At 37.8% G+C, this 19,954-nt stretch carries 29 protein-coding genes and 2 tRNA genes; 9 read left to right on the plus strand and 22 right to left on the minus strand.

The annotated features are described in order from the left end of the window. The first annotated feature begins 32 nt into the window (after positions 1 to 32). The 4 genes from AB1467_05155 to AB1467_05170 all read left to right on the plus strand — a co-directional run bounded on the left by AB1467_05155 (position 33) and on the right by AB1467_05170 (position 2,708). The gene (locus tag AB1467_05155; protein MEW6295651.1) at positions 33 to 887 is read left to right on the plus strand and encodes a DUF63 family protein; all 855 of its coding nucleotides are present in this window, start codon (positions 33 to 35) and stop codon (positions 885 to 887) included. A 261-nt stretch (positions 888 to 1,148) separates the two neighbouring features. Beyond that, on the plus strand, positions 1,149 to 1,922 hold the full coding sequence (gene dph5 / locus AB1467_05160; protein MEW6295652.1) for a diphthine synthase: 774 nt from the start codon (positions 1,149 to 1,151) through the stop codon (positions 1,920 to 1,922). Between the two features lies 1 nt (position 1,923). Then, complete coding sequence (locus AB1467_05165; protein MEW6295653.1) at positions 1,924 to 2,214, plus strand: DUF357 domain-containing protein; 291 nt, start codon at positions 1,924 to 1,926, stop codon at positions 2,212 to 2,214. A 5-nt stretch (positions 2,215 to 2,219) separates the two neighbouring features. Further along, entirely contained in the window at positions 2,220 to 2,708 is a 489-nt protein-coding gene (locus tag AB1467_05170; protein MEW6295654.1) for a hypothetical protein, read from the plus strand. On the opposite strand, the gene AB1467_05175 is transcribed toward AB1467_05170, so the two are convergent. The 6 genes from AB1467_05175 to AB1467_05200 are packed head-to-tail and all read right to left on the minus strand — an operon-like array spanning position 2,705 to position 8,509. Next, complete coding sequence (locus AB1467_05175; protein MEW6295655.1) at positions 2,705 to 2,980, minus strand: acylphosphatase; 276 nt, start codon at positions 2,978 to 2,980, stop codon at positions 2,705 to 2,707. The two genes, AB1467_05170 and AB1467_05175, sit on opposite strands and share 4 nt — an antisense overlap. Further along, positions 2,964 to 3,620, minus strand: a complete 657-nt coding sequence (gene nth, locus AB1467_05180) for an endonuclease III (protein MEW6295656.1) — start codon at positions 3,618 to 3,620, stop codon at positions 2,964 to 2,966. Before nth ends, AB1467_05175 begins: the two co-directional genes overlap by 17 nt. Beyond that, positions 3,610 to 4,629 (minus strand): DUF362 domain-containing protein, encoded by a 1,020-nt coding sequence (locus tag AB1467_05185; protein ID MEW6295657.1) that lies wholly within the window; start codon positions 4,627 to 4,629, stop codon positions 3,610 to 3,612. The genes nth and AB1467_05185 overlap by 11 nt, the downstream gene beginning before the upstream one ends. A 7-nt stretch (positions 4,630 to 4,636) precedes the next feature. Then, a complete protein-coding gene (purQ, locus tag AB1467_05190) occupies positions 4,637 to 5,614 on the minus strand; it encodes a phosphoribosylformylglycinamidine synthase I (GenBank protein ID MEW6295658.1) in 978 nt (325 codons plus the stop codon). A gap of 4 nt (positions 5,615 to 5,618) precedes the next feature. Continuing rightward, a complete protein-coding gene (gene purL / locus AB1467_05195) occupies positions 5,619 to 8,039 on the minus strand; it encodes a phosphoribosylformylglycinamidine synthase subunit PurL (protein ID MEW6295659.1) in 2,421 nt (806 codons plus the stop codon). Then, entirely contained in the window at positions 8,036 to 8,509 is a 474-nt protein-coding gene (locus AB1467_05200) for a hypothetical protein (protein ID MEW6295660.1), read from the minus strand. The genes purL and AB1467_05200 overlap by 4 nt, the downstream gene beginning before the upstream one ends. Before the next feature lie 76 nt (positions 8,510 to 8,585). On the opposite strand from AB1467_05200, the gene AB1467_05205 reads away from it, so the two are divergent. After that, positions 8,586 to 8,900 (plus strand): hypothetical protein, encoded by a 315-nt coding sequence (locus tag AB1467_05205; protein MEW6295661.1) that lies wholly within the window; start codon positions 8,586 to 8,588, stop codon positions 8,898 to 8,900. A gap of 117 nt (positions 8,901 to 9,017) precedes the next feature. Here AB1467_05205 and AB1467_05210 read toward each other — a convergent pair whose 3' ends face one another. From AB1467_05210 to AB1467_05245, 8 genes are all read right to left on the minus strand, one after another. After that, on the minus strand, positions 9,018 to 9,248 hold the full coding sequence (locus AB1467_05210; protein ID MEW6295662.1) for a hypothetical protein: 231 nt from the start codon (positions 9,246 to 9,248) through the stop codon (positions 9,018 to 9,020). A gap of 57 nt (positions 9,249 to 9,305) precedes the next feature. Further along, a complete protein-coding gene (locus AB1467_05215; GenBank protein ID MEW6295663.1) occupies positions 9,306 to 9,785 on the minus strand; it encodes a hypothetical protein in 480 nt (159 codons plus the stop codon). Positions 9,786 to 9,985: 200 nt separating this feature from the next. Continuing rightward, entirely contained in the window at positions 9,986 to 10,192 is a 207-nt protein-coding gene (locus AB1467_05220) for a PspC domain-containing protein (protein MEW6295664.1), read from the minus strand. Further along, positions 10,179 to 10,331, minus strand: coding sequence for a hypothetical protein (locus tag AB1467_05225; protein MEW6295665.1), 153 nt, complete (start codon positions 10,329 to 10,331; stop codon positions 10,179 to 10,181). Before AB1467_05225 ends, AB1467_05220 begins: the two co-directional genes overlap by 14 nt. Before the next feature lie 227 nt (positions 10,332 to 10,558). Continuing rightward, the gene (locus AB1467_05230) at positions 10,559 to 11,344 is read right to left on the minus strand and encodes a DNA glycosylase (protein ID MEW6295666.1); all 786 of its coding nucleotides are present in this window, start codon (positions 11,342 to 11,344) and stop codon (positions 10,559 to 10,561) included. A 6-nt stretch (positions 11,345 to 11,350) separates the two neighbouring features. Beyond that, positions 11,351 to 11,737: a hypothetical protein gene (locus AB1467_05235; protein ID MEW6295667.1), complete on the minus strand. Its 387-nt coding sequence runs from the start codon at positions 11,735 to 11,737 to the stop codon at positions 11,351 to 11,353. Continuing rightward, complete coding sequence (locus tag AB1467_05240) at positions 11,734 to 12,123, minus strand: hypothetical protein (protein ID MEW6295668.1); 390 nt, start codon at positions 12,121 to 12,123, stop codon at positions 11,734 to 11,736. Before AB1467_05240 ends, AB1467_05235 begins: the two co-directional genes overlap by 4 nt. 74 nt (positions 12,124 to 12,197) lie before the next feature. Then, positions 12,198 to 12,471, minus strand: a tRNA-Gln gene (locus AB1467_05245). 152 nt (positions 12,472 to 12,623) lie between these two features. Here AB1467_05245 and AB1467_05250 point away from each other — a divergent pair. Continuing rightward, positions 12,624 to 12,695, plus strand: a tRNA-Ile gene (locus tag AB1467_05250). A gap of 88 nt (positions 12,696 to 12,783) precedes the next feature. Next, positions 12,784 to 13,221 carry a PIN domain-containing protein gene (locus AB1467_05255; protein MEW6295669.1) on the plus strand — a complete coding sequence of 146 codons (438 nt, stop codon included), beginning with the start codon at positions 12,784 to 12,786 and terminating at the stop codon, positions 13,219 to 13,221. Here AB1467_05255 and AB1467_05260 read toward each other — a convergent pair. The 5 genes from AB1467_05260 to AB1467_05280 form a co-directional block, all read right to left on the minus strand. Continuing rightward, the gene (locus tag AB1467_05260) at positions 13,218 to 13,490 is read right to left on the minus strand and encodes a hypothetical protein (GenBank protein ID MEW6295670.1); all 273 of its coding nucleotides are present in this window, start codon (positions 13,488 to 13,490) and stop codon (positions 13,218 to 13,220) included. The genes AB1467_05255 and AB1467_05260 overlap by 4 nt on opposite strands. 97 nt (positions 13,491 to 13,587) lie before the next feature. Further along, the gene (locus tag AB1467_05265; protein MEW6295671.1) at positions 13,588 to 14,037 is read right to left on the minus strand and encodes a hypothetical protein; all 450 of its coding nucleotides are present in this window, start codon (positions 14,035 to 14,037) and stop codon (positions 13,588 to 13,590) included. Between the two features lie 89 nt (positions 14,038 to 14,126). Next, positions 14,127 to 15,146 carry a type II secretion system F family protein gene (locus tag AB1467_05270; GenBank protein MEW6295672.1) on the minus strand — a complete coding sequence of 340 codons (1,020 nt, stop codon included), beginning with the start codon at positions 15,144 to 15,146 and terminating at the stop codon, positions 14,127 to 14,129. Next, positions 15,143 to 16,027 (minus strand): type II secretion system F family protein, encoded by an 885-nt coding sequence (locus tag AB1467_05275; protein MEW6295673.1) that lies wholly within the window; start codon positions 16,025 to 16,027, stop codon positions 15,143 to 15,145. The genes AB1467_05270 and AB1467_05275 overlap by 4 nt, the downstream gene beginning before the upstream one ends. Before the next feature lie 18 nt (positions 16,028 to 16,045). Beyond that, positions 16,046 to 17,743, minus strand: a complete 1,698-nt coding sequence (locus AB1467_05280) for a type II/IV secretion system ATPase subunit (GenBank protein ID MEW6295674.1) — start codon at positions 17,741 to 17,743, stop codon at positions 16,046 to 16,048. A gap of 164 nt (positions 17,744 to 17,907) precedes the next feature. Here AB1467_05280 and AB1467_05285 point away from each other — a divergent pair, with 164 nt between their 5' ends. After that, positions 17,908 to 18,198, plus strand: coding sequence for a hypothetical protein (locus tag AB1467_05285; protein ID MEW6295675.1), 291 nt, complete (start codon positions 17,908 to 17,910; stop codon positions 18,196 to 18,198). Further along, complete coding sequence (locus tag AB1467_05290; GenBank protein MEW6295676.1) at positions 18,195 to 18,461, plus strand: hypothetical protein; 267 nt, start codon at positions 18,195 to 18,197, stop codon at positions 18,459 to 18,461. Before AB1467_05285 ends, AB1467_05290 begins: the two co-directional genes overlap by 4 nt. 93 nt (positions 18,462 to 18,554) lie before the next feature. On the opposite strand, the gene AB1467_05295 is transcribed toward AB1467_05290, so the two are convergent. The 3 genes from AB1467_05295 to AB1467_05305 all read right to left on the minus strand — a co-directional run bounded on the left by AB1467_05295 (position 18,555) and on the right by AB1467_05305 (position 19,948). Next, positions 18,555 to 18,791, minus strand: coding sequence for a hypothetical protein (locus AB1467_05295; GenBank protein ID MEW6295677.1), 237 nt, complete (start codon positions 18,789 to 18,791; stop codon positions 18,555 to 18,557). Between the two features lie 197 nt (positions 18,792 to 18,988). After that, positions 18,989 to 19,327, minus strand: coding sequence for a hypothetical protein (locus AB1467_05300; protein ID MEW6295678.1), 339 nt, complete (start codon positions 19,325 to 19,327; stop codon positions 18,989 to 18,991). A gap of 36 nt (positions 19,328 to 19,363) precedes the next feature. Next, positions 19,364 to 19,948 carry an ATPase domain-containing protein gene (locus tag AB1467_05305; protein ID MEW6295679.1) on the minus strand — a complete coding sequence of 195 codons (585 nt, stop codon included), beginning with the start codon at positions 19,946 to 19,948 and terminating at the stop codon, positions 19,364 to 19,366. Positions 19,949 to 19,954 lie beyond the last annotated feature (6 nt).

Genomic DNA, 19,954 nt, shown 5'->3' on the forward strand with positions numbered 1-19,954 from the left:
ATTATTAAATTAATGTATTAAAAAATTGTTTCATGATTTCTGATTTCTTCCAGGAATACTTCGTGAAGCCCATAATAGATTACTCAGGATACAATTTAGTGAACACAATTGTTTACGCTGCAATCCTTCTTTTTGTCTCATTCAAAATCATCTTCCCTTTTTTTGCGAAAAGAGGAATAAGTTTTGACTTCAATTTCGTGAAAGCAGTTTTCCCCTATATTGTTTTGGGCTCAACATTGAGAATTTTTGAGGACCTGCAATTGATTACGCGCAATCCTTTCCCGTGGGAGTTAGGCTATTATTTTGTGAGCCCGGGCATTTACATAATGATTGGATTATTCACTATTGTTGCGCTTTATGCTTCAATTAAAGCAGGCAAGAAAAATTTATACAAAGCACTAAAAATCTTTGGTGCAATAGGATTGATTGCAGACATCCCGGTTGTCTTATTCTTATTATTCAAATTAAAGCACGTGCAGGAATTCATTCAAGTTTTATTGATTGTGGCAGTAGTTGTAATTCTAATAAAGTTTTTATCAAATAAACTCAAAACAAAAATCTTCAAAGACAATTCAAGCTTAATGGTTGCGGCAGGACAGGCAATGGACGGAGGAGCAACCTTTACAGCGCTGACCTCTTTTTCCACTTTCTCTGAACAGCACGTTGTATCAAATTTTCTAATGGATGCAGTGAACAATGCAACAAACTCAACATTCTTTGGCCCCTTTGCATTCCTTCTCGTGAAAATAGTTATTGCATTGCTAATAATCTATTTTGCGGAAACAGAAATCAAGGACGCAAAATTGAAGAATTTCATAAAGGTTTTCGTGATAATAATAGGCTTTGCTCCGGGAATAAGGGATAGCTTCAGCTTGGGCGTGCTATAAAACCAGATTAAAAACAGAATTTTAACAACCTAAAAAAATAGAAAAAGAAAAAAGAACTTCGAAGTCCTTTTTTCAAAAATCAAGAATTAAAATTTATTTCTTTTTTTTCTTTTTCTTTGCCATCCTTTTTGCCTCCTAAATAAAAAAATTTATTTCAATTAGATTATAATCATTCTAATATTTAAATGTTGCGTTAAAAAATTTTTTTTCTAAAAATTTCCAGTAAAATAATTAAAAAAATGGTTGGATAAAAAAATATTCATGCTTTACTTGATAGGTGCAGGACTCAAACCAGAAGACCTTACGCTGGAAGAATTGAATACAATAAAAAAATGCAGCAAGGTTTATGCTGAAGAATATACAAGCGTTTACGCAGAGGGAAGCATTAAAGAACTGCAGAAAATAATTGGAAAAAGAATAATTCTGCTCGAAAGGAAAGACCTTGAAGAAAGAAGCAAGAAAATAATAAAAGAAGCAAAAGCAAAAGACCTTGCAATCATAATAATTGGGAACGCGTTTTATGCTACAACCCATATCCAGCTTATGCTTGAAGCAAAAAAAATGAGAGTGAAATTTAAGGCAATGCCTGGCATTTCACTGTACAGCCATTTGGGAGGGACAGGATTGAGCGCTTATAATTTCGGCAGAACAGTTTCAATTGTATTCCGTTCAAAAAATTATTCACCTGAAAGCTTTTATGATGCAATTAAAAAAAATTTGAGTGCAGGCCTACATACATTATGCCTTCTGGACCTGAAGCCGAAAGAAAAAAAATTTATGAAAGCAAAAGAAGGACTGAAGATAATAGAAGAAATAGAAGAAAAAAGAGATGAAAGGAATGTGAGGGATTCAATCATTGTAGGGCTTTATGGAATTGGGGGCAGGAGAGAGAAAATGGCTGCAGGAAATTTTGATGAAATAAAAAATCTTGATTCAAATGTCTTCCCCCAGTCATTTATTGTTTGCGCAAAGCCCAGCGAAAAAGAGTTAGAGGGATTAAAAGAATTCTGCGGGCTGAAAATGAAGGGGAAATGAAATGAACTTGGAGGAAGAACTTGCAGTCAAGGTCAGGAATTATGAATTGCTCACAGAAGAAGCCTTAAGGAAGGTTTCAGTAAAAGCAAAAAAGGATTCAAAGGAGTACAATATTGCAATGGATTATCTTTCAATGGCAAGGAATTATTTTTCTGACGCACAGCACTTCAAGCAAAAAAAAGATTTAATAAACTCTTTGGCTGCATTATCTTATGCGCACGCCTGGCTTGATGCCGGCGTAAGGGCAGGAATACTGAAAGGGGAAGATGAAAGGCTTTTCACGCAAAGGTGAAAAAAATGGGCATATATGACAAGGAAGTGAAAGAGAAGAAGGCCTTGGGCTTGAATTTTAATTTAAAGAAGCTGAAGTATCCTTTGGCAGTAATAATTATTGCCGTCCTTATTGTGGTAATTTATTATCTGGTTGTGGGCTTCACGAAATCAGACCCAATACAGGCAAGCTTTTCTTCTAATCCATTGGACATCTCCTCAAACCCAAAAAACGATTCCCTGCTTTCAGTCACTGTCTGGAATCCCTTGGACCAAGACTTATCAAATGCAGTAATTGAAGTTACTCCAATTGACCAGAAATCCCTGAGGGTTCTAGAATCAAAGCAGACAGTGAGTGTTTTAGGCAGAGGCGAAAATAGAACGCTTCCATTTGTTGTTGAAGCAAATGCTCCAGCAAAAGAAATTGCCTCAGGGAATTATGAGATTGAAATCAAATTCACTGCGGGAAGCAATGTTTACAGCAAGAGAGTAACCCTTACAGTGAAAAGCGTTTAATACTCTATTTCAAAGGAATTGAATTCATTCTTTGCATTAAGCCATCTCTCTTCAACCTGCTCTATTCTGGCGTAATGCCCTCCCTTCCTAATGAATTCAATCAGTTTCTGCAACTTCTCTTTTTTTCCTTCTGCAATTACTTCAACATTTCCGTTAGGAAGATTTCTCACGAAACCAGTTAATCCCAAGCCAGAGGCATAGCTGCTAACACTGAACCTGAATCCAACGCCCTGAACTATTCCTTTTGCAGTCAAATCAAGCCTTTGATTCATTTTTTTTCATAACCAAGAAATAATAATCACAAAAAATTTTTAAATGGCAGATACTGCATTTAGGGTTTCTTGGAAGGCATATTCTCTGGCCGAACTTCACCATCAAGTCATTCAATTCAATCCAGTAATTCCTTGGAATCACTTTTACTAAAGCTTTTTCTGTCTGCTCTGGAGTTTTGGCTTTCACCAACCCAATCCTGTTGCTTATCCTGTGCACGTGAGTGTCAACAGGGATTGCAGGAATATTGAATGCATAAACAAGAACGCAGTTTGCAGTCTTTCTGCCGACGCCTTCAAGGGAGAGGAGGCCTTCAATTTTTTCTGGAACTCTTCCATTAAAATTTTCCGTTAACTGTTTGGAGATAGCCTTTATCCTTTTTGCTTTCACTTTATAGAAGCCGCTTGGCCTAATGAGCTTTTGGATTTCCATCAATCCTGCTCGGGCCAGTTTTTTTGGTGAATTGAATTTTGCAAACAAATTTTTTGACGCCTTGTCAGTGTTTGCGTCCCTTGTGCGCTGGGAGAGGACAGTGGAAATCAGTACACGAAAAGGGTCAGAATAATGCACTATAGCCTCATGTCCTCCAACCTCTTTTCTGAGAAGCAGGACTATTTTTTTGATTTGAGATTTATTCTTCATTTCTTGTCATCATTCTTTTAATGAATTTTGCTGGAAGGCCAAAGCTTAATGAATCCTTGATTAAATTAAGGTCAGGCACTGGAAACAGGAATTTTTCTTTAGGGTCAATTATTTGATACTTGTACGTGTAATGAAGCCTTGCCTTAATCTTCAATTCGTCCAATTCCTTAAAGCCTTTTTTTATTAACTCAATTTTTTTTGCGTCTCCTACACCAAAGCCTTTTCTTTCAAGGAGTTTAAGGTAAGGCACTTCTTCAATGCAGAAAAGCCTTGAAGCAATGGAGTCAACTGCAATGCCGTCCAATCCTGCCATTGCATAGCTTAAGCGAATCTGCTCTCCCAGGACAGGGCCGTTGCCCTGCATTCCAGTAAAAGCATCCATTAAATGCAGGTCAGCTTTTGCTGCCATAAGGGCTTTAATCAGATTCTTGTCTTTGAATTTATTGCTTTCAATTACATTGTTCAAGAAAACCCTCTGCATCATTCTCAGGCCGTGAACATAGCCCCTCCCTTTGATTGTGCAGCCGAACATGTTCTTGGTGCAGCCAGTGAAAACATAACAGTCATGGGTTTTAGGCAGGGCAAGAGAAACTGTGAAAGCTTCTTCTGGCAGGAGAGAAACAACTGCATTCTTTTTTGAGCCGCCAATCATTTCAGCAGAATATTTTTTTGCCTTGAATTCTGTGAGGTCAGAGAATTTGATTTTAGGGAAATTTTTTTTGAGAGAAGAATAAGGATTGTTTTTCTTTTCCCTGAAGGCGTCACTGCTGTCTCCAATTATTACTTCCTTGAATTTAGGGTAAAAATATTTTAATGCTGCCTCTAATGCTTTAGGGTGAGTGATTGAAGGCAGGCAGTCAAAGCAGGTTGTATTCACTTTAATGAATAAAGCCTTGGAATTCTTTTCTTTTATTGCCTTCTTTACTTCGGGCTCAATTATTTTTATTGCATCAAGCAAGTTCTTTTTTCTTTCAGGGCCTTTAACTATTGCAATTTTCGCCTTCGGCATAAAAATTTTAAAGCAGTTTCTTTCGCGCGAATTCAACGCCGTTCCTTATTACCTGCATGCCTTCGCCTTCAGCAGGCAATTCAATTCTTGTACTGCGCGGGTCATTAAGGAAAGATGTATTCCTTTCAGGGTGGGGCATGAGACCAAAAATCCTGCCTGTTTCATCGCAGACCCCTGCAATAGAATCAATTGAACCATTAGGATTCCTTTCGTACTTGAATACAATTTGGTCGTTTGCATACAGCCTCTTCAGCAATTCAGAATCATTCAAGTCAAGCCTGCCTTCAGCGTGAGCAATGGGCGCATGCAAGGGCTTCCTTATTCCTGAACTCCAAATGCATTTCCCTTTATTCATATTATTCAGTACAACCCATTCGTCCTGGAAATTGCCTGAAGCATTGAATGTGAGAGTCATTAACTGCTGCCTGTAATTCTGGTTGAATCCAGGCAGAAGGCCTGCCTTTACAAGGATCTGGAATCCATTGCAGATTCCGATTACAAGATTGCCCTGCTTCACGAAATCAGGAACCAAATTGTTAAGCCTGTACAAAATCTTGTTCGCAAGAATCTTCCCTGAACCTAAATAATCCCCGTGAGAGAAGCCTCCGGGAATTGCAAGAAGGTGAAAATCAGATAACTCAATTTCTCTTCTTATGAGCTTGTTCACGTGAACTAATTCAACTAATGATCCGGCCTTCTGGAATGCATTTACAGTCTCATAATCGCAATTCGTTCCAGCAGTCCTTAACACCAGAACCTTAGGCTGCTTTGAGGGCTTGGGCTGAACAGTAATGCGAGGCGGAATTTCGTGAACCAGTTTCTTCTCTTCAGCAATTTTATGCTTCACTAATTTTTTCTTTTCAATTTTTTTATGTTTCTTTATTTTAATCTTTTTAACAGCCTTATACCTAACAGCCTTTACTTTTAATTTTGCCTTCTTTGCCTTATGCTTCACTGCTTTTTTGGCCTTTTTTGCCTTCTTCATTTTTTCACCACTTCAGGGTTTGCTTCCATGCATTCTTTAATTCTGAAAGGTCTGAGTTAATGATTTCTTTGCCGTTCAGGCCTTTCACAATGAACTTTTTTTGTTTTACTGTCCTCCCAATCAAAGCAAAAGGATTGCCCTGCATCAAGGACTCAAATTCTTGTTTGAATTTCTCAGGCACTTCAATTAATAACCTCGAATTGGACTCAGAGAAAAGCAGGGCATCATTCCTCTTATCTTTTTCTACGCCCTCAAAAACAACTTTGCTCAATTCTATCTCCATTCCAATCATTCCGGCGAAAGCCATTTCTGCTGCAGCAACAGCAAGGCCTCCCTCAGAGCAGTCATGCATTGATCTGATCAACCTTTCAGAATTCTTTTCGCCCATTGCAGAAATCCTTGAAATTGACTCATACAATTTTTTTGCCTTCAAAGCATTAACTTTAGGGGCATTCCTTCCAATAAAACCATGCAACTTCAAGTAATGGGATGCGCCCAATTCATTGAAGGTTGTTCCTGCAATGTAAATTAAACTTCTCTCTTCCTTCAAGTCCATGGAAATCCTCTTTGATGCTTCAGGAATTACCCCAATAGCAGAAATCAATAAAGTAGAGGGAATAGAAATTGTTTTCTTTCCCACAATAAATTCATTATAGAAGGAGTCTTTTCCTGAAACGAAAGGAGTTTCATAAATCAAGGAGAAATCATGGCATGCCTGCACTGCCCTGACCAATTGCCCTAAAGCGAATTGGTTTTCAGGGCTGCCCCAGCAGAAATTGTCAAGCAAAGCAATCTTTTCTAATGATCCGCCAACAGCAATAATATTCCTTAAAGCCTCATCTATTGCAGAAGCAGCCATCCAGTAAGTGTCTAAGTCTCCGTACAATGGATTAATTCCATTGCTTACAATTACAGCTTCACTTGAATCAAACAAAGGCCTTATAATTGCAGCATCATTCGGGCCGTCATTCTCTGCTCCAGCCAAAGGCTTCAAGACAGAACAGCCCTGCACTTCATGGTCGTACTGCCTTATTGTGGATTCCTTTGAGGCAATGTTGGGCATCCCAAGAATTTTTTTGAGTGTTAAATCATAAGACCTCTGTTCTTTGAGTTTTGGCTCCCTTGAACTAGCAGGATGCCATAAAGCCTTCATATTCCTTCTCGGAAGGCCTTTATGCAAAAACTTCATGTCAAGCTTGCAAACCAAATTATTATTGTAATACAATTCAAGCTTCCTGTTTGCAGTGAATTCGCCTATTACTGTTGCCTCAACATTCTCTGCATTAAACAACTCAATTGTTTTTTGAACATTCTCTGGCGGAACAGAAAGAATCATTCTCTCCTGGCTTTCAGAAACCCAGATCTCCCAGGGTGAAAGACCTTTGTACTTCAAAGGCGCTTTATCTAAGTAGACCTTACAGCCTAATTCCCTTGACATTTCTCCAATGGCAGAAGAAAATCCGCCTCCGCCGCAGTCAGTGATGCAGTCATATAATTTTAAGTCTCGCGCCTGAAGGATTACATCCAAAACCTTTTTTTCCTCAATTGGATTTCCTATTTGGACAGGAGTGCTTGGAGTGCTTTCAGTCAATTGCGTTGAAGCAAATGTAACCCCATGAATTCCATCCCTTCCAGTCCTGCCTCCCACAACAATTATTTGGTCTCCAGGCCTTGCAGATTTTGAGCCTAAACCCTTGGGCATAATTCCCAGAGTACCACAGTAAACCAAAGGGTTGCCCAAATATCTTTCATCAAAGAGTATTGCTCCATTCAAAGTAGGAATGCCCATCCTGTTGCCATAATCCCCCACCCCAGCCCTGACGCCCTTAGCAATCCTTTTAGGATGCAGAATTTTCGGGGGCAATTTCTTGAAATCAAAATCAAAAGGCCCAAAGCAGAAGACATCAGTATTAGCAATAGGCTTTGCACCCAAGCCAGCCCCAATTATATCCCTTATGACCCCGCCAATTCCAGTGCCTGCCCCACCGTAAGGGTCCAAGGCAGAAGGATGGTTGTGTGTTTCAACCTTGAAAGCCAAATCAAAAGAATTATTGAATTCAATTATTCCAGCATTATCAGAGAAGACAGAAACAAGCCAGTTCTTCTTCCTTGCAATAACAAGAGTGGATTTCTTAATGAAAGAATTAAACAAGGAATCAATCAACAACTTCTTCCTTTTCCCCTTATCATCAACTTCTACATAATTTATTATTGCGTTGAAAACCTTGTGCTTGCAGTGCTCGCTCCATGTCTGCGCAATTGTTTCTAATTCAACATCTGTTGGATTCCTTTTCAGCTTGCTGTAGTATTCCTGTATTGCCTTCCACTCCTCTTTGTTCAAAGACAAAAGCATTCTATTGCTCAATTCTCCCAACTGCTTTTCTTTAAGCCCTAAAATTTTTATTTCCTGTACGCCCTGATTCATTGATGCCCCTTCCTGTAAGAATAATACTCTATGAGCTCGTTTGCTAATAAGTCCTTGCAGATTCCGCGCACCTCGCTTTCGCTCAGCTTGCCTTCAATTAAATAATGCCTTGCAGTCTTCACCCATTCATTGTCCCTGAACCTCCTTCCAATCAAGTCCTCAATTCCTTCAAGGGCTGCAGTAGCAACATTGTCTGTGACATTGTCGTGGAATTTCACTTCAATAAGCCAGTCAAACTGAGAGCTGAAAGGCTTTTCAATTGAATAATTCTGTGTTATAGGGTCATGGAGAAGCTCTCTTGCAATCTTCTGTATCTGGCTTGGAAAAAGATTGGATTCAACCCTGAAAACATCAATAATTTTTAGGCTTTTTATGCCTTTAATCCTCAAATCCTGCTCAATAGAGCTTTTTAAGGCAATTGCCGTAAAATCAGCTTTGTTTTCCTTGTATCCTACCTGTATTTCGTGCAATTTCTTTCCCCCAGCATATCCTTACAAGAAAATATTTAAAAAAAGAATTATAAGACCTTTCTAATTAATTTTATTCATGGCAAAGCCTTTACTGCCAAAAACCCAAGCAGAAACTGCAATTGAGCTGGAAGAAATAAGAAAATTAAAGGAAGAATATCTGAAAAAAGACAGTCAATTGGCTGAAGCAATAAAAGAACTCCTGAAAAAACAAGCAAGGAATGCATCAAAGCAAAGGCATGAATCTATCAAAGCATTAAGAGAAAGAAGAAAAGAGCTCGGCGAAGAATACCTGCAAAAATTAAGGCCTTTCCTCCCAAGAGAAAAAAGACTAGAAAGAAGATTGAACGCAATTAAAAGGCTTCAAAAAATAAGAAATATTAAAAGGCGATAGAATTGGAAGAAAAAAAAGAGCAAGAGAAAAAGAAAAGAAAAAAAATAAAAATTCCTTATTCCGAGGTAAAAAAGCTGCCCCCAGAAACCTCTTACGGAAAGCACGAATTCCATTAAATTATAATTTTTTTAGTGAGTCTAAAGGAATTCTATTCTTATAACTAGAATATGCAGCTAATAATTCTTTTGCCTCTTCTAAAGGAATTTTAGCATCTTTAGCTGCCTCTTCTAAGCTCATTTTTTTATTAAGACGCCCAATTAATGCCCCTAAACGTCTTATTTCTGTGCTTCTAATGCCCAGTTCTTTCTTCAGCTCTGATCTTATAAAATCTTTTGCATAATACTTCATTTTAAGGTCTACCCAGCTTGAAAGTTTCATCTTTTTGTTTGGGTTGAATTTTTTTATTCAGTAAGGAAGAAGTAATAACGCATCATTTCTGAATTCTTCAAAAGTCTTTCTTGTAAATCTGTGTTTGAATCTTATTATACGCAGTGTTGTTGTAACATTAGGCATTACTTCATTCATCTTTTTCTCTTCGGTTTTTGAAAGCTTCGGGATTTTAATTTTAGGTTGTTTTCTCTCAAATAAATATGGCAAAGGAATTCCAGCTTTTCTCAGCCTAGACCTAACCCATGTAACAAAGTCTGTTTTTACTCTAATTCTTTTATTTTTTTCCAGCATCTTTTTTATTTCTATTGAAGGTAAAAAAAGATTATCAGAAATAACTTCTTCAATTAAAATAGTTCTCGGTTTTTTTATGGATGCAGGAAGTCTTGGAAGCTCTATCCCTTCTCTTCTCATCCAACTCTTAACTGCCCAAACAGAACTAACAGTTGTATTTATTCTTTGCTTTCTCAATTTTTTTATTATTTCTCTGGGTGGCAACAAAGGATTATTGAAAACTTCTCTTCTTATGGCGGTCTCTTTTGTATCAAGCCCAATGTATTTTTTTAAATAAACGCTCTACATATTTAGGTGTTTTTGCTTTCAATTAAAACACTTTTAATTATTGCAATTTATATAACTATAATCATGATTAGTTTAATATTGTTTTTATTTCTCACACAAAAAAATAGTTTTAATAGTTAGGGCTTTTCTGGAATTAGAATCCAGCAGATAATATACGCAGCTATCCCGCCCAAGCCCAAGCTCAGAATTGTGAGCAGAACCCAAAGAATCCTTATTACCGTGCTGTCCATTCCAATGTATTCTGCTATGCCACCACAGACTCCTGCAATCATTTTGTCTTTTTCCGAGCGGTAAAGCTTCTTTATTTTTTCAGCCGTTTTCAATTCCCCCTCTTTTTTTAGTTTGCTTTCTCCCTCCAAGCTTCTGTGAAGGAAATTCCTTTTTCAACGCCCCTGCTGCAGCCCACCTAACTTTCTTTTTCCATTTTCTTATTAATTGGCTTCTGCCAAGCCTTACGCCCATTAAGAAACCCCTTCAAATCAAAAGAATAAAAGAAAAATATTTAAAACGCATTGCAGAACTTGGAGTCTAAGCGCAGGGCGTGAATTTTAAGCAGGAAATCGAATTTTTTGACCTGCTCTTCCTGTATTTCTTCCATCTTGTTTTCTTCCATTGCAATACCCCACCTATTTTGCCTTGAAGGCTTCTTATATCTTTTCTGAAGTAAAACGCCCGTGAAATCAATTGAATTACTTTCTTTTCTTGCTCATGAACTCATAGAACAAATAATGGTTTGCATATCCTTGAAAGGAGCCCCACAACTCCTCAGCCTTTTCTTGAATTGAATCAATGCCTGAATGCTTTCCTTGGAAATATATTTCATGCATAGCCCTTTTAATCCATACGTCCACAGGAAAGGAATCAAGGAAGCCGTAACCAAACAAGCAAATGCATTCAGCTATTTTTCCTCCAATTCCATGGCATTCAAGAAGGAATTCTTTTGTTTTATCCTTTGAATCAAAATTATAGTCATTCTCTAGAAGAAGTTTTGCAGCGCACTTAAGGTATTTCGCCCTAAAGCCTGCCTTGCATTCCCTTAATTCTGACTCTTTAGCCTTAGCAATTGAGTCAATGGAAGGAAATTCATGCAATTCTTCTTTCTTTTCTCCAAACTTTTTCATGAGCAATTGAACTGAATTCCTTATGTTTGAAATAGAATTATTTGAGCTTAAAACAAAGCAGGCTGCAGCCTCCCAGACAGGGCTTTGGGTTATCCTCATTCCTTCATAGTCTTTCACTGCCTTTTTCATGAAAGAGTCAAGTGCAATTTTAGAGTAAATTTTTTTGAGGTCGTCTTGAGAACGCAAAGTGAAATTGGCGAATTTCCTGTTATTAGTTTCAATCTTTCCATTTTCATTCTGCTTTAATTCAATTATTTTTCCCTTCCAAATCCTCTTGAATATTCCGTTTTCTTTTGCCCAAATGAAGTGCGGGGGCTGACCTGAAAGCATTGTCAAATCAAGGTTTACAAGCAAGAGAATTCACCTGCCAAACCAGAACCTGTCCTTTTCTTTCTTTTTTGCATTGAACTTCTTCATTATCCTGTCATCAAAGCTCTTGAATTCTTCCCTGCACCACAAAATCCTTAATTCTACTCTGTGAATTTCATCCCTCAACTCTTTTTTCCTTAAAGCATTTTTCTCTATTCCCAAAAGAAAGTAAAGCCTTTCAAGCTCCTTCACCTGCAACGGGTAGTCTTTTATTGCAGTCCTCATCCTCAGCCACACATTAGCTCCAAGAATTCCTGAAACCTTTTTAGGATACTTCTTTCTAACCAATTCCAATTGCTCAAGCAGCTTCTTCTTGTCGTACTTCCTTCTTGAAAGAATTAAGTCAAGCCTCAAAAAAATTCCTCTCAACCATTTCAATGATTTTTAATATTATTTTTTTTCTCTCTGTGCAGTCTCTCCATTTTTGCTTTAAAGAATTCATCGTAAAATCCCAAAGGCCTTAAAACGCTTTTAGCAAAGCCTTCAACCTTGTTATCAATGGCTCTAAGCTCATGATATTTTTCTTCAATAACTTTTTTTATTTGAGAATGCTTAACTGAATGGGGCTTTGTCTTTTCAAGTTCTCTTTTAAGGCGATCACTTGACTCGTGCAAGTAAATCCTTTGAACAATAAACTTTTTTGCATAAAGAAATTTTTTGTGCTCTAATTCATGGAAACCTTTTTCTTTCACTGCTTTTTTCCATTTCTTTTCTGCCTTATTAATAATACTGAATTTTCTTTGAATGAATTTTCTTAAAGGCATTTTGCACTTCCCTTTTTTTGAATTAATGGCCCCGAGGAAATTTGAGCCTGCTGGTTCAAAAACCTCGCGTCTGATAGCCCCGAGGAGATTCGAACTCCTGTCTCAGGGTCTCTCCCCCTTCTTTTCTTTCCAAAAGAAAAGAAGTGGTAAGCTATCCCAAGAAAAGAAAGGTTGGTTGCCCAAAAAAGAAAAGGGAGCTTAAATAATTTTTGAATTTTGCACAACTCTTCTTTTTGGAAAGCCAGCCAACCCTTTTTCTTTTGGATGGCCTGGAGACTTTTCTTTTTCGGGAAAAAGAAAAGTCTTAGGTCCAAAGCCCTGCATCCTTGGCCTCTAGACTACGGGGCTGTTTGTGATGCAATAAAAATTTGTTCTGCATACATTTAAATTGCTTTTCGTGGAATAGATTGTTATGGTTTCAAGAAGGGATTTACGGATTCTGCTGCAGGAATTTTAATTCTATTTCTAACGAATTGGTTAGCCATGAATTTGCTGGTTATGGGAGGGTGGCGCAGTGGTAGCGCAATCGGCTGATAACCGATAGGTCATGGGTCCGAGTCCCATCCTTCCCACCTTTTTTTATTTTTTGTTTCGTCGATTCACGTTTGGCTTGATTTTTATTTTTATTGCATTGACTTAATTTTCAGAGAGTTGGTTTTTTTGAGACTGTATCTTGATTCCAATGTCTTCATTTCTCTTGTGCGCGAAGAAATCAACGGAAGCTTAAATATATTGTTCAAGGACACAGAGCTGTTTCTCTCGATTTGTTCAAAAAAGAATTTTTCATTGCTTCTTTCTTATTGGTTCTTTAAAGAAATAGAAAAATCAGTTTTTCTTCAAAAAGAGGAAGTGGTTGAATTACTGAAAAGTAATTATGCCGTTTTGATTCAAGAAATTAAGAGAGGAAAAGGATATTACCTTGAAATGAAAAATATAGCTAGAGAAACAGGAATTCGTTTTGGAGACGCTTTGCATATTGCAATAGCACTTGACTCTAAGGCAGACTTAATTGTTTCCTGGAACAAAAAAGATTTCCTTAAAGCCAGAAGCCTGATAAATTGTTTGAACCCAAAAGAATTCATTGAGGAGTTCACTTAAGCATATTTTAATGCCAGCTTATCTCTTTCTTCTTGTGTTAAGTGATGGTATCGTTTAATCTTTTTCCTGAGCTTTAATGTTGCCTTGTGAACTCTCTTCATCTCTTCCTCTAAACCCATCAGCTGAATTATCCTCTGCCTTTCGGCATCCCTCAAGAACTCGCTTTTGGAATGATAGGCTTCAGTTTTCTCTATCGTCCTATCCACTAATTTAGCGAAGCCTGGCTCAGCAGAGAAACTCATTATTGTCTTTCCTTTAGAGTTAACCATAAAACAGTAATTCCATGAAAACTGTTTTAATAATATGCTATTAAAACCCAATAACTAATTAAAAAACAAAAAGAAAAAGAAAGAAAGGAATTGCTTTTTAAGTGCAGATTCCAATCAATGGCTTGTCGCCTTTCTGGGTTTTTCCTGCAATGCCAGGGCTGTCATAGGTTATTACTACATCAAAGCTGTATCTTGAACTTGAAGCGCAAGTCAAAGCTGCTGAACCGTTTGCCGTCCAAGTGCTTCCACCTGCAACATTCTGGTCTGGTATAGTAAGAGCAGTTTCTCCAAGGCTTATTTCCTTTAATTCCATTCTCCCGGAAGTCATGTTCTGCAATACAATTGATTGGGCTGTCGAGCCGACCTTCCAGTCTGTAATGCTCCATGGGGCTGCTGCCGCCCAATAAGTTTTAGATTGCTGTTCGGAAATTCCTCCGCCTAATCCTGGAACCCAGCCCATTATGCCTACAACCACTAAGGCAATCACTATTACCACTGCAAGAATAATCAGGTACTCTGTTGTTCCTTGAGCTTTAAAGTTAAGCATTCTTTAATTCCTCCTTTTCAATTTTATTACAATAAAAAACATTAATTGATTATAATAATTGTTTTAGGGTTTAAATTCCTTTGCTTTTTTCAACCCAAAACAGAAAGCAGCGAGGAAATAATTTCCTTGAACACAAAGAACAGTATGACTGAAGAGACAAGCATTGGAAGAAAATACTTCAATCCATTCTTTGTCTTGCCTTCTGCTATTACCCCTACAAAAATGCTTGCAAGCAAGGCGTTCCCTGCCAGTAGAATTAATGAAGCGTAGAACATGAATTGAGTGGAAATATTAATTTTTGAGTTAAGGAATCCTGTTGCAAGGCCTGGAGTTGAAGAAAGGCCTGAGGAAGTATTCTGGGCCTGAATTGACTGGATCATTGAAAGGAACTGCAATGAGATTGAAAGAAGCAATGGCGTTGCAATTACAATAATGAACGCAACAAAAATAATGTACATGCGGGTGCTTGAAACTAATTCCTTCTTCATTTCCTGTGTCTTGACTAAATCATCTGAACTTGACTCAAGAAGCCTTGTTATGTGGCCTCCGGAGATCATTCCTTGAACGAAAAAAGAAACAAATTCTTTCAGGACCTTTGAATTAATCCTTTTCGCCAGTTCCCCCAAAGCTTCATTGAATGATTCTGTGCCTAAGCTCTTGGAGGTTGCAGCCTTGATTTCTTCGTTGAGCGGGCCAAACTCGTTTCTTGCGCTTGAACGGAAGGCAGCAAAAGGAGTCATGCCAGAGCGCAGGTTAGAAGAAAGCAATGAAAGGAAGTCAGGAAGGATTGCCTCAACCCTTTTAGTCCTGTCCTCAATTACATAATAAACGTGCAGGTAATACAGAACTGCAATCAAAACGAAAAAAATTATCGCAAAAAAAATTGAAAGAATTAATGGAACCAAAAAAGAGGCAAAGTCAATTAAGGCAAAGTATTTGAATAAAGTCCAAGGCAGAAGGAACCCAATAAAAGCAAAAAGAATTGCAACAAAAATTTTTTGGCCAAGCCATCCATCAAAGTCTTGAGTTGAGCCAGAGAAGTCATACAATTTTTTGGCCCACTCCATTCTCTTGCGCGGGAAGAGCCTGGAAAAAGAAGAATACTTCATGAGACCATCACCCTTGGCACCCTGCTCTTAATGAATCCAATCAGGATTATTTGAACAATAAAAGCAAAACCTATGATCATTGCAATATGAATTTCACCAATATTTGTTCCGCCGAAGGAAGAGAGAACAATAAGGAATGTAACGCCCAAAGTTGGAAGTGCTGCAGCCAATAACATGTAAATCAGAATCCATAAATTTAGTTCAGCAGCATAATTCTTTATTGCCCTGAACTGGTTGTTATTAAGGGTCTCAACAACAGAAGAGACAGCAGAAGAAAGGCTTGCTCCGCTCTTCAGAGAAGACATCAACTGCCATGTTGTTTTCCTCAAGTAATCAGATTTAGTCCTTAAAGCCATCCTCTCGAAAGCCTTTAATTCAGAAACACCAGAAGAAATGTCTTGAACTAACAACTCCAATTCCTTTGACACTAAACCGTAAGAGCCCTTGCTTGCATTCTTTATTGCCTCAAAAAGCGAAACACCAGAAGAAACCTGAATTAAAATGCTCTTCAAAGCAAAAATCAGGTCCTGGTCTATTTCCGCTGCAATCTTTCCAGAAATAATTTTAGGATAAAATAAATGTAAAAGCAAAAAAACAAGAAAGAAAGCAAAACCAATAATTAAATTTAATGGAAAGACGCCCTGCAGTGAAGCATTTTTTGCGAATAAAAGAACTGAAATCAAAGCAAAGAAAATTATTCCGTACAAGAGGGCGGAAAAAAATGAGAGAGTACAGTAGTCTTCTGCCCCCAATTCAATTCCAGCCTTGCTTAAGTCATATTTCAGACCGTAAAAGAGGGAAGAAATCCTTCTTCCAATGAAATTAAATCTTTTGAATTTCTCTCCTTTCTCTAAAGAAAAAAGCATGAATTTAATCCTCATAACCACCACAAAAAAAAATTAAAGCTTTGAGAAAGCTCTGCCTTCAAAGGCAGCTTTTTTTATTGTCTCAGGCTCAGAATAAAACAACTTCATTACATTGCCTACATCATTCAATTCAAACATTTTTTGCTCCAGCATCCATTCAAGAACCCTCTTCCTGTCCTCCAATTCAGAATTTATTTCCTGTTCAGTCATTCCTGTATGCAAGTTCAATTCACTGTAAAGCTTTGCAGGCTCATTCACCTTCTCCCATGCATCCTCTCTCGGCCTCCACCTGAAAATAGTGTTAACGCTCAATTGCCCTGGAGAAACACCAGACTCAATCTCTGATAGCTCAAAAGTCCTTCTCCTGTTAGTTTTCCTGTCCCTGTACTGCACTAGAACCAGATGCAATGCTTCTACCTCCAAAGGAGGAATTTCAATTGGTGACTCTAACAACCTTCTGATTACTTGAGTGCCAGAGTCAGCGTGAATTGTGCTGTACACTGAATGGCCTGTGTGCATTGCCTCAAAGAGAACTTCAGCCTCCTTCCTCTGCCTCATTTCCCCTAAAACAATACGGTCAGGCCTCATTCTGAGAGAAGACATCATCAAATCAAACATGCTTATCTCCCCTAATCCTTCAGGGTTAGCATTCCTTGTAGTCAAAGCAACCCAATTCCATTTAAGGTATTCGGGAAGCATGAGCTCCCTTACATCCTCAATAGTAATAATCCTGTGATAATTCGGAATCAGAGCACACAAAGTGTTTAAGGCAGAAGTCTTTCCTGAGGCTGTTGAACCTGCAACCATCAAATTCATTTCGTACTGAATTGAAAGCCATAAGAGAGCAGCAATATCCGAATTCATTGTGTGCCTTTCAGGCTCAATAAAATCAATTACAGTCCAAGGCTTTCTTGCAAACTTCCTTATAGTAATAGTGTTCCCATAACTGGAAACAGGATAAAGTGTAGCATTCACCCTGTCGCCTGAAACAAGGTGAGCATCAAGGATTGGAGCAAGATTTGTTATCTCCCTTCCAACCTTTCTCCCTATCTGCGAGCTGTAATTGAATATTTCCTCTTCAGTGAACAATTGAAGATTGGACTTCATCCAGCCGAACTCTCTGTGGTACACTGCAATCGGGGTAGCAGAAGAATTAATTACAATTTCCTCCAGGAAATTGTCCGCCATCAACAACTCCATGTCCCCTATGCCGTACATTGAGTGAATCATGTAGCCTGAAAGCTCGTTCAATAATAATTCGCCCTGAAAATAGTCTCCCAACTCTTTTTTTATTGTATAAAAGAATTTTTCCTTTAAGGCCTTTGCCCTTTTTTCGTCTGTAATCTCCTCTACCTCTACAGGAATCTTCCTTGCAATATGCTCCTTTATCTCCTCTAAGAACGCTTCAGTGTAAGGGCACGGCCTGTCAATGAAAATGTCATAGAAAGGCCTTCTATCAGAAGAATCCTCAATTATCTTCACTTCAGCTGAAATGAAGTCGCTTGAAACCCTGTAAGAAGAAAGAATATTTCCCTGCACCTTCTTCTCCTTGCGCCATTCAAGCTTCTGCTTCAATTTAATGTGGGGCTTGGAGAAAATATTCGAAGGATACATTAATTCAAGCAAACCCTTCTTCTCTAAAACCTTTGCTGTCTTCTCTATTAATTCCCTCTTCCAGTCCAGCTTTTTCTCTATCTCTTCCAGTTCAAGTGCCTTGCCTTTCTCGAGCAATTCAGCCAGTTCAGTTATCTTAGTCTTAATTCTCCCACCCTAAATGCTTCGCGCTATAAAATTATTCAATTATTCTTAATAAACCTAATGCAGAAAAAGAAAAAAATAAATCAAGGCGAAACATTTAAATAAACTTATTATATCAATTGATATAGTGCTGTTTTATGGCTTCAACTCTGACTGTATTTAAGCCTTCTAATATTCTTCGCTATCCAAGGCTGGATACTGTTTTAATGGTGGAAGAGGCAATCCATAAAGCAAAAGAGTATCCCACGAAGGCTGAATTGTACAGGAGCCTTCCTAAAAAGACCATGTACCAAACATTCAAACTAATTCTTGACTATCTGGAGTACTCCGGCAAGATTTTCATCGCCAAAGACGGATCAATAATTTGGATCTGGGACCCCGAAGGAGTCAGAAAATTGCTGGACAAAAAGCATTTGGTGGTTAGGTGAAAAAGCATGACAACAGAGAAAAAATTGTTATTTTCATCGATGACATAACCAAGGAATCTTTTGATAAGCTTAAAACAGGAAAGTTTGAAGACAGACAACTTTACGAGTTTATTGATAAGGCAATTGATGACTTAAAAGAAAACCCTTTTGTGGGAATCCATATTCCCAAGAAAAATTGGCCAAAAGAATACATTCAAAAATATGGAATCAACAATCTCTGGAAATATGATTTGCCTAACGGGAAGATTAATTTATACAATTAAAGGCACTGAAATAGAAATACTTTCAGTAATACTGGACTGGTTTGAACACAAAGAATACGAAAGAAAATTCAAGTATTAAATTCTACTATTGAGCTACCATCCGCCGGCACTGCAGATCTTCTGCCAGTTACAATTAGAAATATTAAAATCAGGGTTCCATTTTTTTAATTCATCATTGCAGTCTCTTTTTTTAGAAAACAAGTAAATTTGGCAAATTTCGCTACCAGACTCATTATAAAAAAAAATTTGCATTGAATCAGTTGCATTTTTAGTATCTCTTGTTTTTTTATACAGGGTTATTCCTCCAAGAACACATTTTTCAAGTTTCATTAATTCATTAGTTTCAATCTCAAAATTTGAAATCTTAGAAAATGTGCATAATTTTTTTTTCTACTTCGTTGGGGGTTATTTGGAATACTATTTGTGGTTTATTTAGCCCTCCAATCAAAATTGCAAGTATAATTACAATTATTACCGCCAAAATAATGATTGCAATTTTTTTATTAATAAACTTCATTACTCAATCACTATTTATTGAACCCGAATTCCTGCGCCAGCTCTTTTACTACCAGGACTGTCTTGATGATGCAGGTTGAAGCAATGATGAGGAACGCCAGGCTCAGGAAGTTCAAGAAGAATTCCAGTGTTGCATTAGGAGAGAAATTGCTTACAATCAATGCTACGAGCATTGTGAGGAGAAAGCAGGAAATATAGATGTTTGCCATTAAAAGCCATTTAGTCAAGTTCTTCACCTGGCCTTGAGTGAACTTCTTATAGGACTGAAAGGTAAAGAAAGAGGCAAGCAAGGTCAAAGCCAAAGACAAGGGAACAACAATCAAATTGAAGTTTGCAATCAATTCATTCATTTTATTCACAACCTTATCTTATCATGCCTTTGTTGTTTATATTTTTATCACTTTGTCGCATAAAGCGCTAAGCATCTGCCTTATTGCAGGCTCCGTGTCAGAGGGAATAGAAACAATTGCCCCTGAAACGCCTAAAGCCCTCATTTTTGCTGTGAGGGCGTGAGAAAACCTTCCTATCACCTCAGGAGAATTGAATATGAGCAAGGTGCTGATAGAATCCAAGAACAAAAACTTTTTTTCAGCCTCAATTTTTGGTATTACCTGAGTCAAGGCAATGCTTAAGTCTGTAAGGCTCTTAATGCTCTCAATGTATATTACCTTTTCATCCCTCTTCAATTCGTTAGGCCTCAAATTCTGCTTTGAGACCCCGTCAATGAAGTAAAGCTTTTCGCTGTTAATGTCGTTATCCGAAATCATTTGAGCCATGTTGCTGTAAGGCCTGTTCAAGGTGATATAAACGCCACGGTAGTCCTGCTCGTTAACCAGAACCTGAAGGGCAGCCATGCTGACATCAAAGAATTTTTCTCCTGGGACTTCAATCAATGCAATCCACTTTAATGGAAGGCCCTTAAATTCATGCCTTAATTTTTCAATGACTTCAGGGTCATGCTTTTCTGCCATGCTAAA

Source organism: Candidatus Diapherotrites archaeon, assembly GCA_040755695.1.
Lineage (GTDB): Archaea > Iainarchaeota > Iainarchaeia > Iainarchaeales > 1-14-0-10-31-34 > JBFMAK01.

What these genes read in the sequence shown, in the direction of transcription:
- AB1467_05155 (MEW6295651.1), top strand. Translation starts at nt 33, where the DNA reads ATGATTTCTGATTTCTTCCAGGAATACTTCGTGAAGCCCATAATAGAT.
- dph5 (MEW6295652.1), top strand. Translation starts at nt 1,149, where the DNA reads ATGCTTTACTTGATAGGTGCAGGACTCAAACCAGAAGACCTTACGCTG.
- AB1467_05165 (MEW6295653.1), top strand. Translation starts at nt 1,924, where the DNA reads ATGAACTTGGAGGAAGAACTTGCAGTCAAGGTCAGGAATTATGAATTG.
- AB1467_05170 (MEW6295654.1), top strand. Translation starts at nt 2,220, where the DNA reads ATGGGCATATATGACAAGGAAGTGAAAGAGAAGAAGGCCTTGGGCTTG.
- AB1467_05175 (MEW6295655.1), bottom strand. Translation starts at nt 2,980, where the DNA reads ATGAATCAAAGGCTTGATTTGACTGCAAAAGGAATAGTTCAGGGCGTT.
- nth (MEW6295656.1), bottom strand. Translation starts at nt 3,620, where the DNA reads ATGAAGAATAAATCTCAAATCAAAAAAATAGTCCTGCTTCTCAGAAAA.
- AB1467_05185 (MEW6295657.1), bottom strand. Translation starts at nt 4,629, where the DNA reads ATGCCGAAGGCGAAAATTGCAATAGTTAAAGGCCCTGAAAGAAAAAAG.
- purQ (MEW6295658.1), bottom strand. Translation starts at nt 5,614, where the DNA reads ATGAAGAAGGCAAAAAAGGCCAAAAAAGCAGTGAAGCATAAGGCAAAG.
- purL (MEW6295659.1), bottom strand. Translation starts at nt 8,039, where the DNA reads ATGAATCAGGGCGTACAGGAAATAAAAATTTTAGGGCTTAAAGAAAAG.
- AB1467_05205 (MEW6295661.1), top strand. Translation starts at nt 8,586, where the DNA reads ATGGCAAAGCCTTTACTGCCAAAAACCCAAGCAGAAACTGCAATTGAG.
- AB1467_05210 (MEW6295662.1), bottom strand. Translation starts at nt 9,248, where the DNA reads ATGAAGTATTATGCAAAAGATTTTATAAGATCAGAGCTGAAGAAAGAA.
- AB1467_05225 (MEW6295665.1), bottom strand. Translation starts at nt 10,331, where the DNA reads ATGGGCGTAAGGCTTGGCAGAAGCCAATTAATAAGAAAATGGAAAAAG.
- AB1467_05240 (MEW6295668.1), bottom strand. Translation starts at nt 12,123, where the DNA reads ATGCCTTTAAGAAAATTCATTCAAAGAAAATTCAGTATTATTAATAAG.
- AB1467_05260 (MEW6295670.1), bottom strand. Translation starts at nt 13,490, where the DNA reads ATGGTTAACTCTAAAGGAAAGACAATAATGAGTTTCTCTGCTGAGCCA.
- AB1467_05265 (MEW6295671.1), bottom strand. Translation starts at nt 14,037, where the DNA reads ATGCTTAACTTTAAAGCTCAAGGAACAACAGAGTACCTGATTATTCTT.
- AB1467_05270 (MEW6295672.1), bottom strand. Translation starts at nt 15,146, where the DNA reads ATGAAGTATTCTTCTTTTTCCAGGCTCTTCCCGCGCAAGAGAATGGAG.
- AB1467_05275 (MEW6295673.1), bottom strand. Translation starts at nt 16,027, where the DNA reads ATGAGGATTAAATTCATGCTTTTTTCTTTAGAGAAAGGAGAGAAATTC.
- AB1467_05285 (MEW6295675.1), top strand. Translation starts at nt 17,908, where the DNA reads ATGGCTTCAACTCTGACTGTATTTAAGCCTTCTAATATTCTTCGCTAT.
- AB1467_05295 (MEW6295677.1), bottom strand. Translation starts at nt 18,791, where the DNA reads ATGAAACTTGAAAAATGTGTTCTTGGAGGAATAACCCTGTATAAAAAA.
- AB1467_05300 (MEW6295678.1), bottom strand. Translation starts at nt 19,327, where the DNA reads ATGAATGAATTGATTGCAAACTTCAATTTGATTGTTGTTCCCTTGTCT.
- AB1467_05305 (MEW6295679.1), bottom strand. Translation starts at nt 19,948, where the DNA reads ATGGCAGAAAAGCATGACCCTGAAGTCATTGAAAAATTAAGGCATGAA.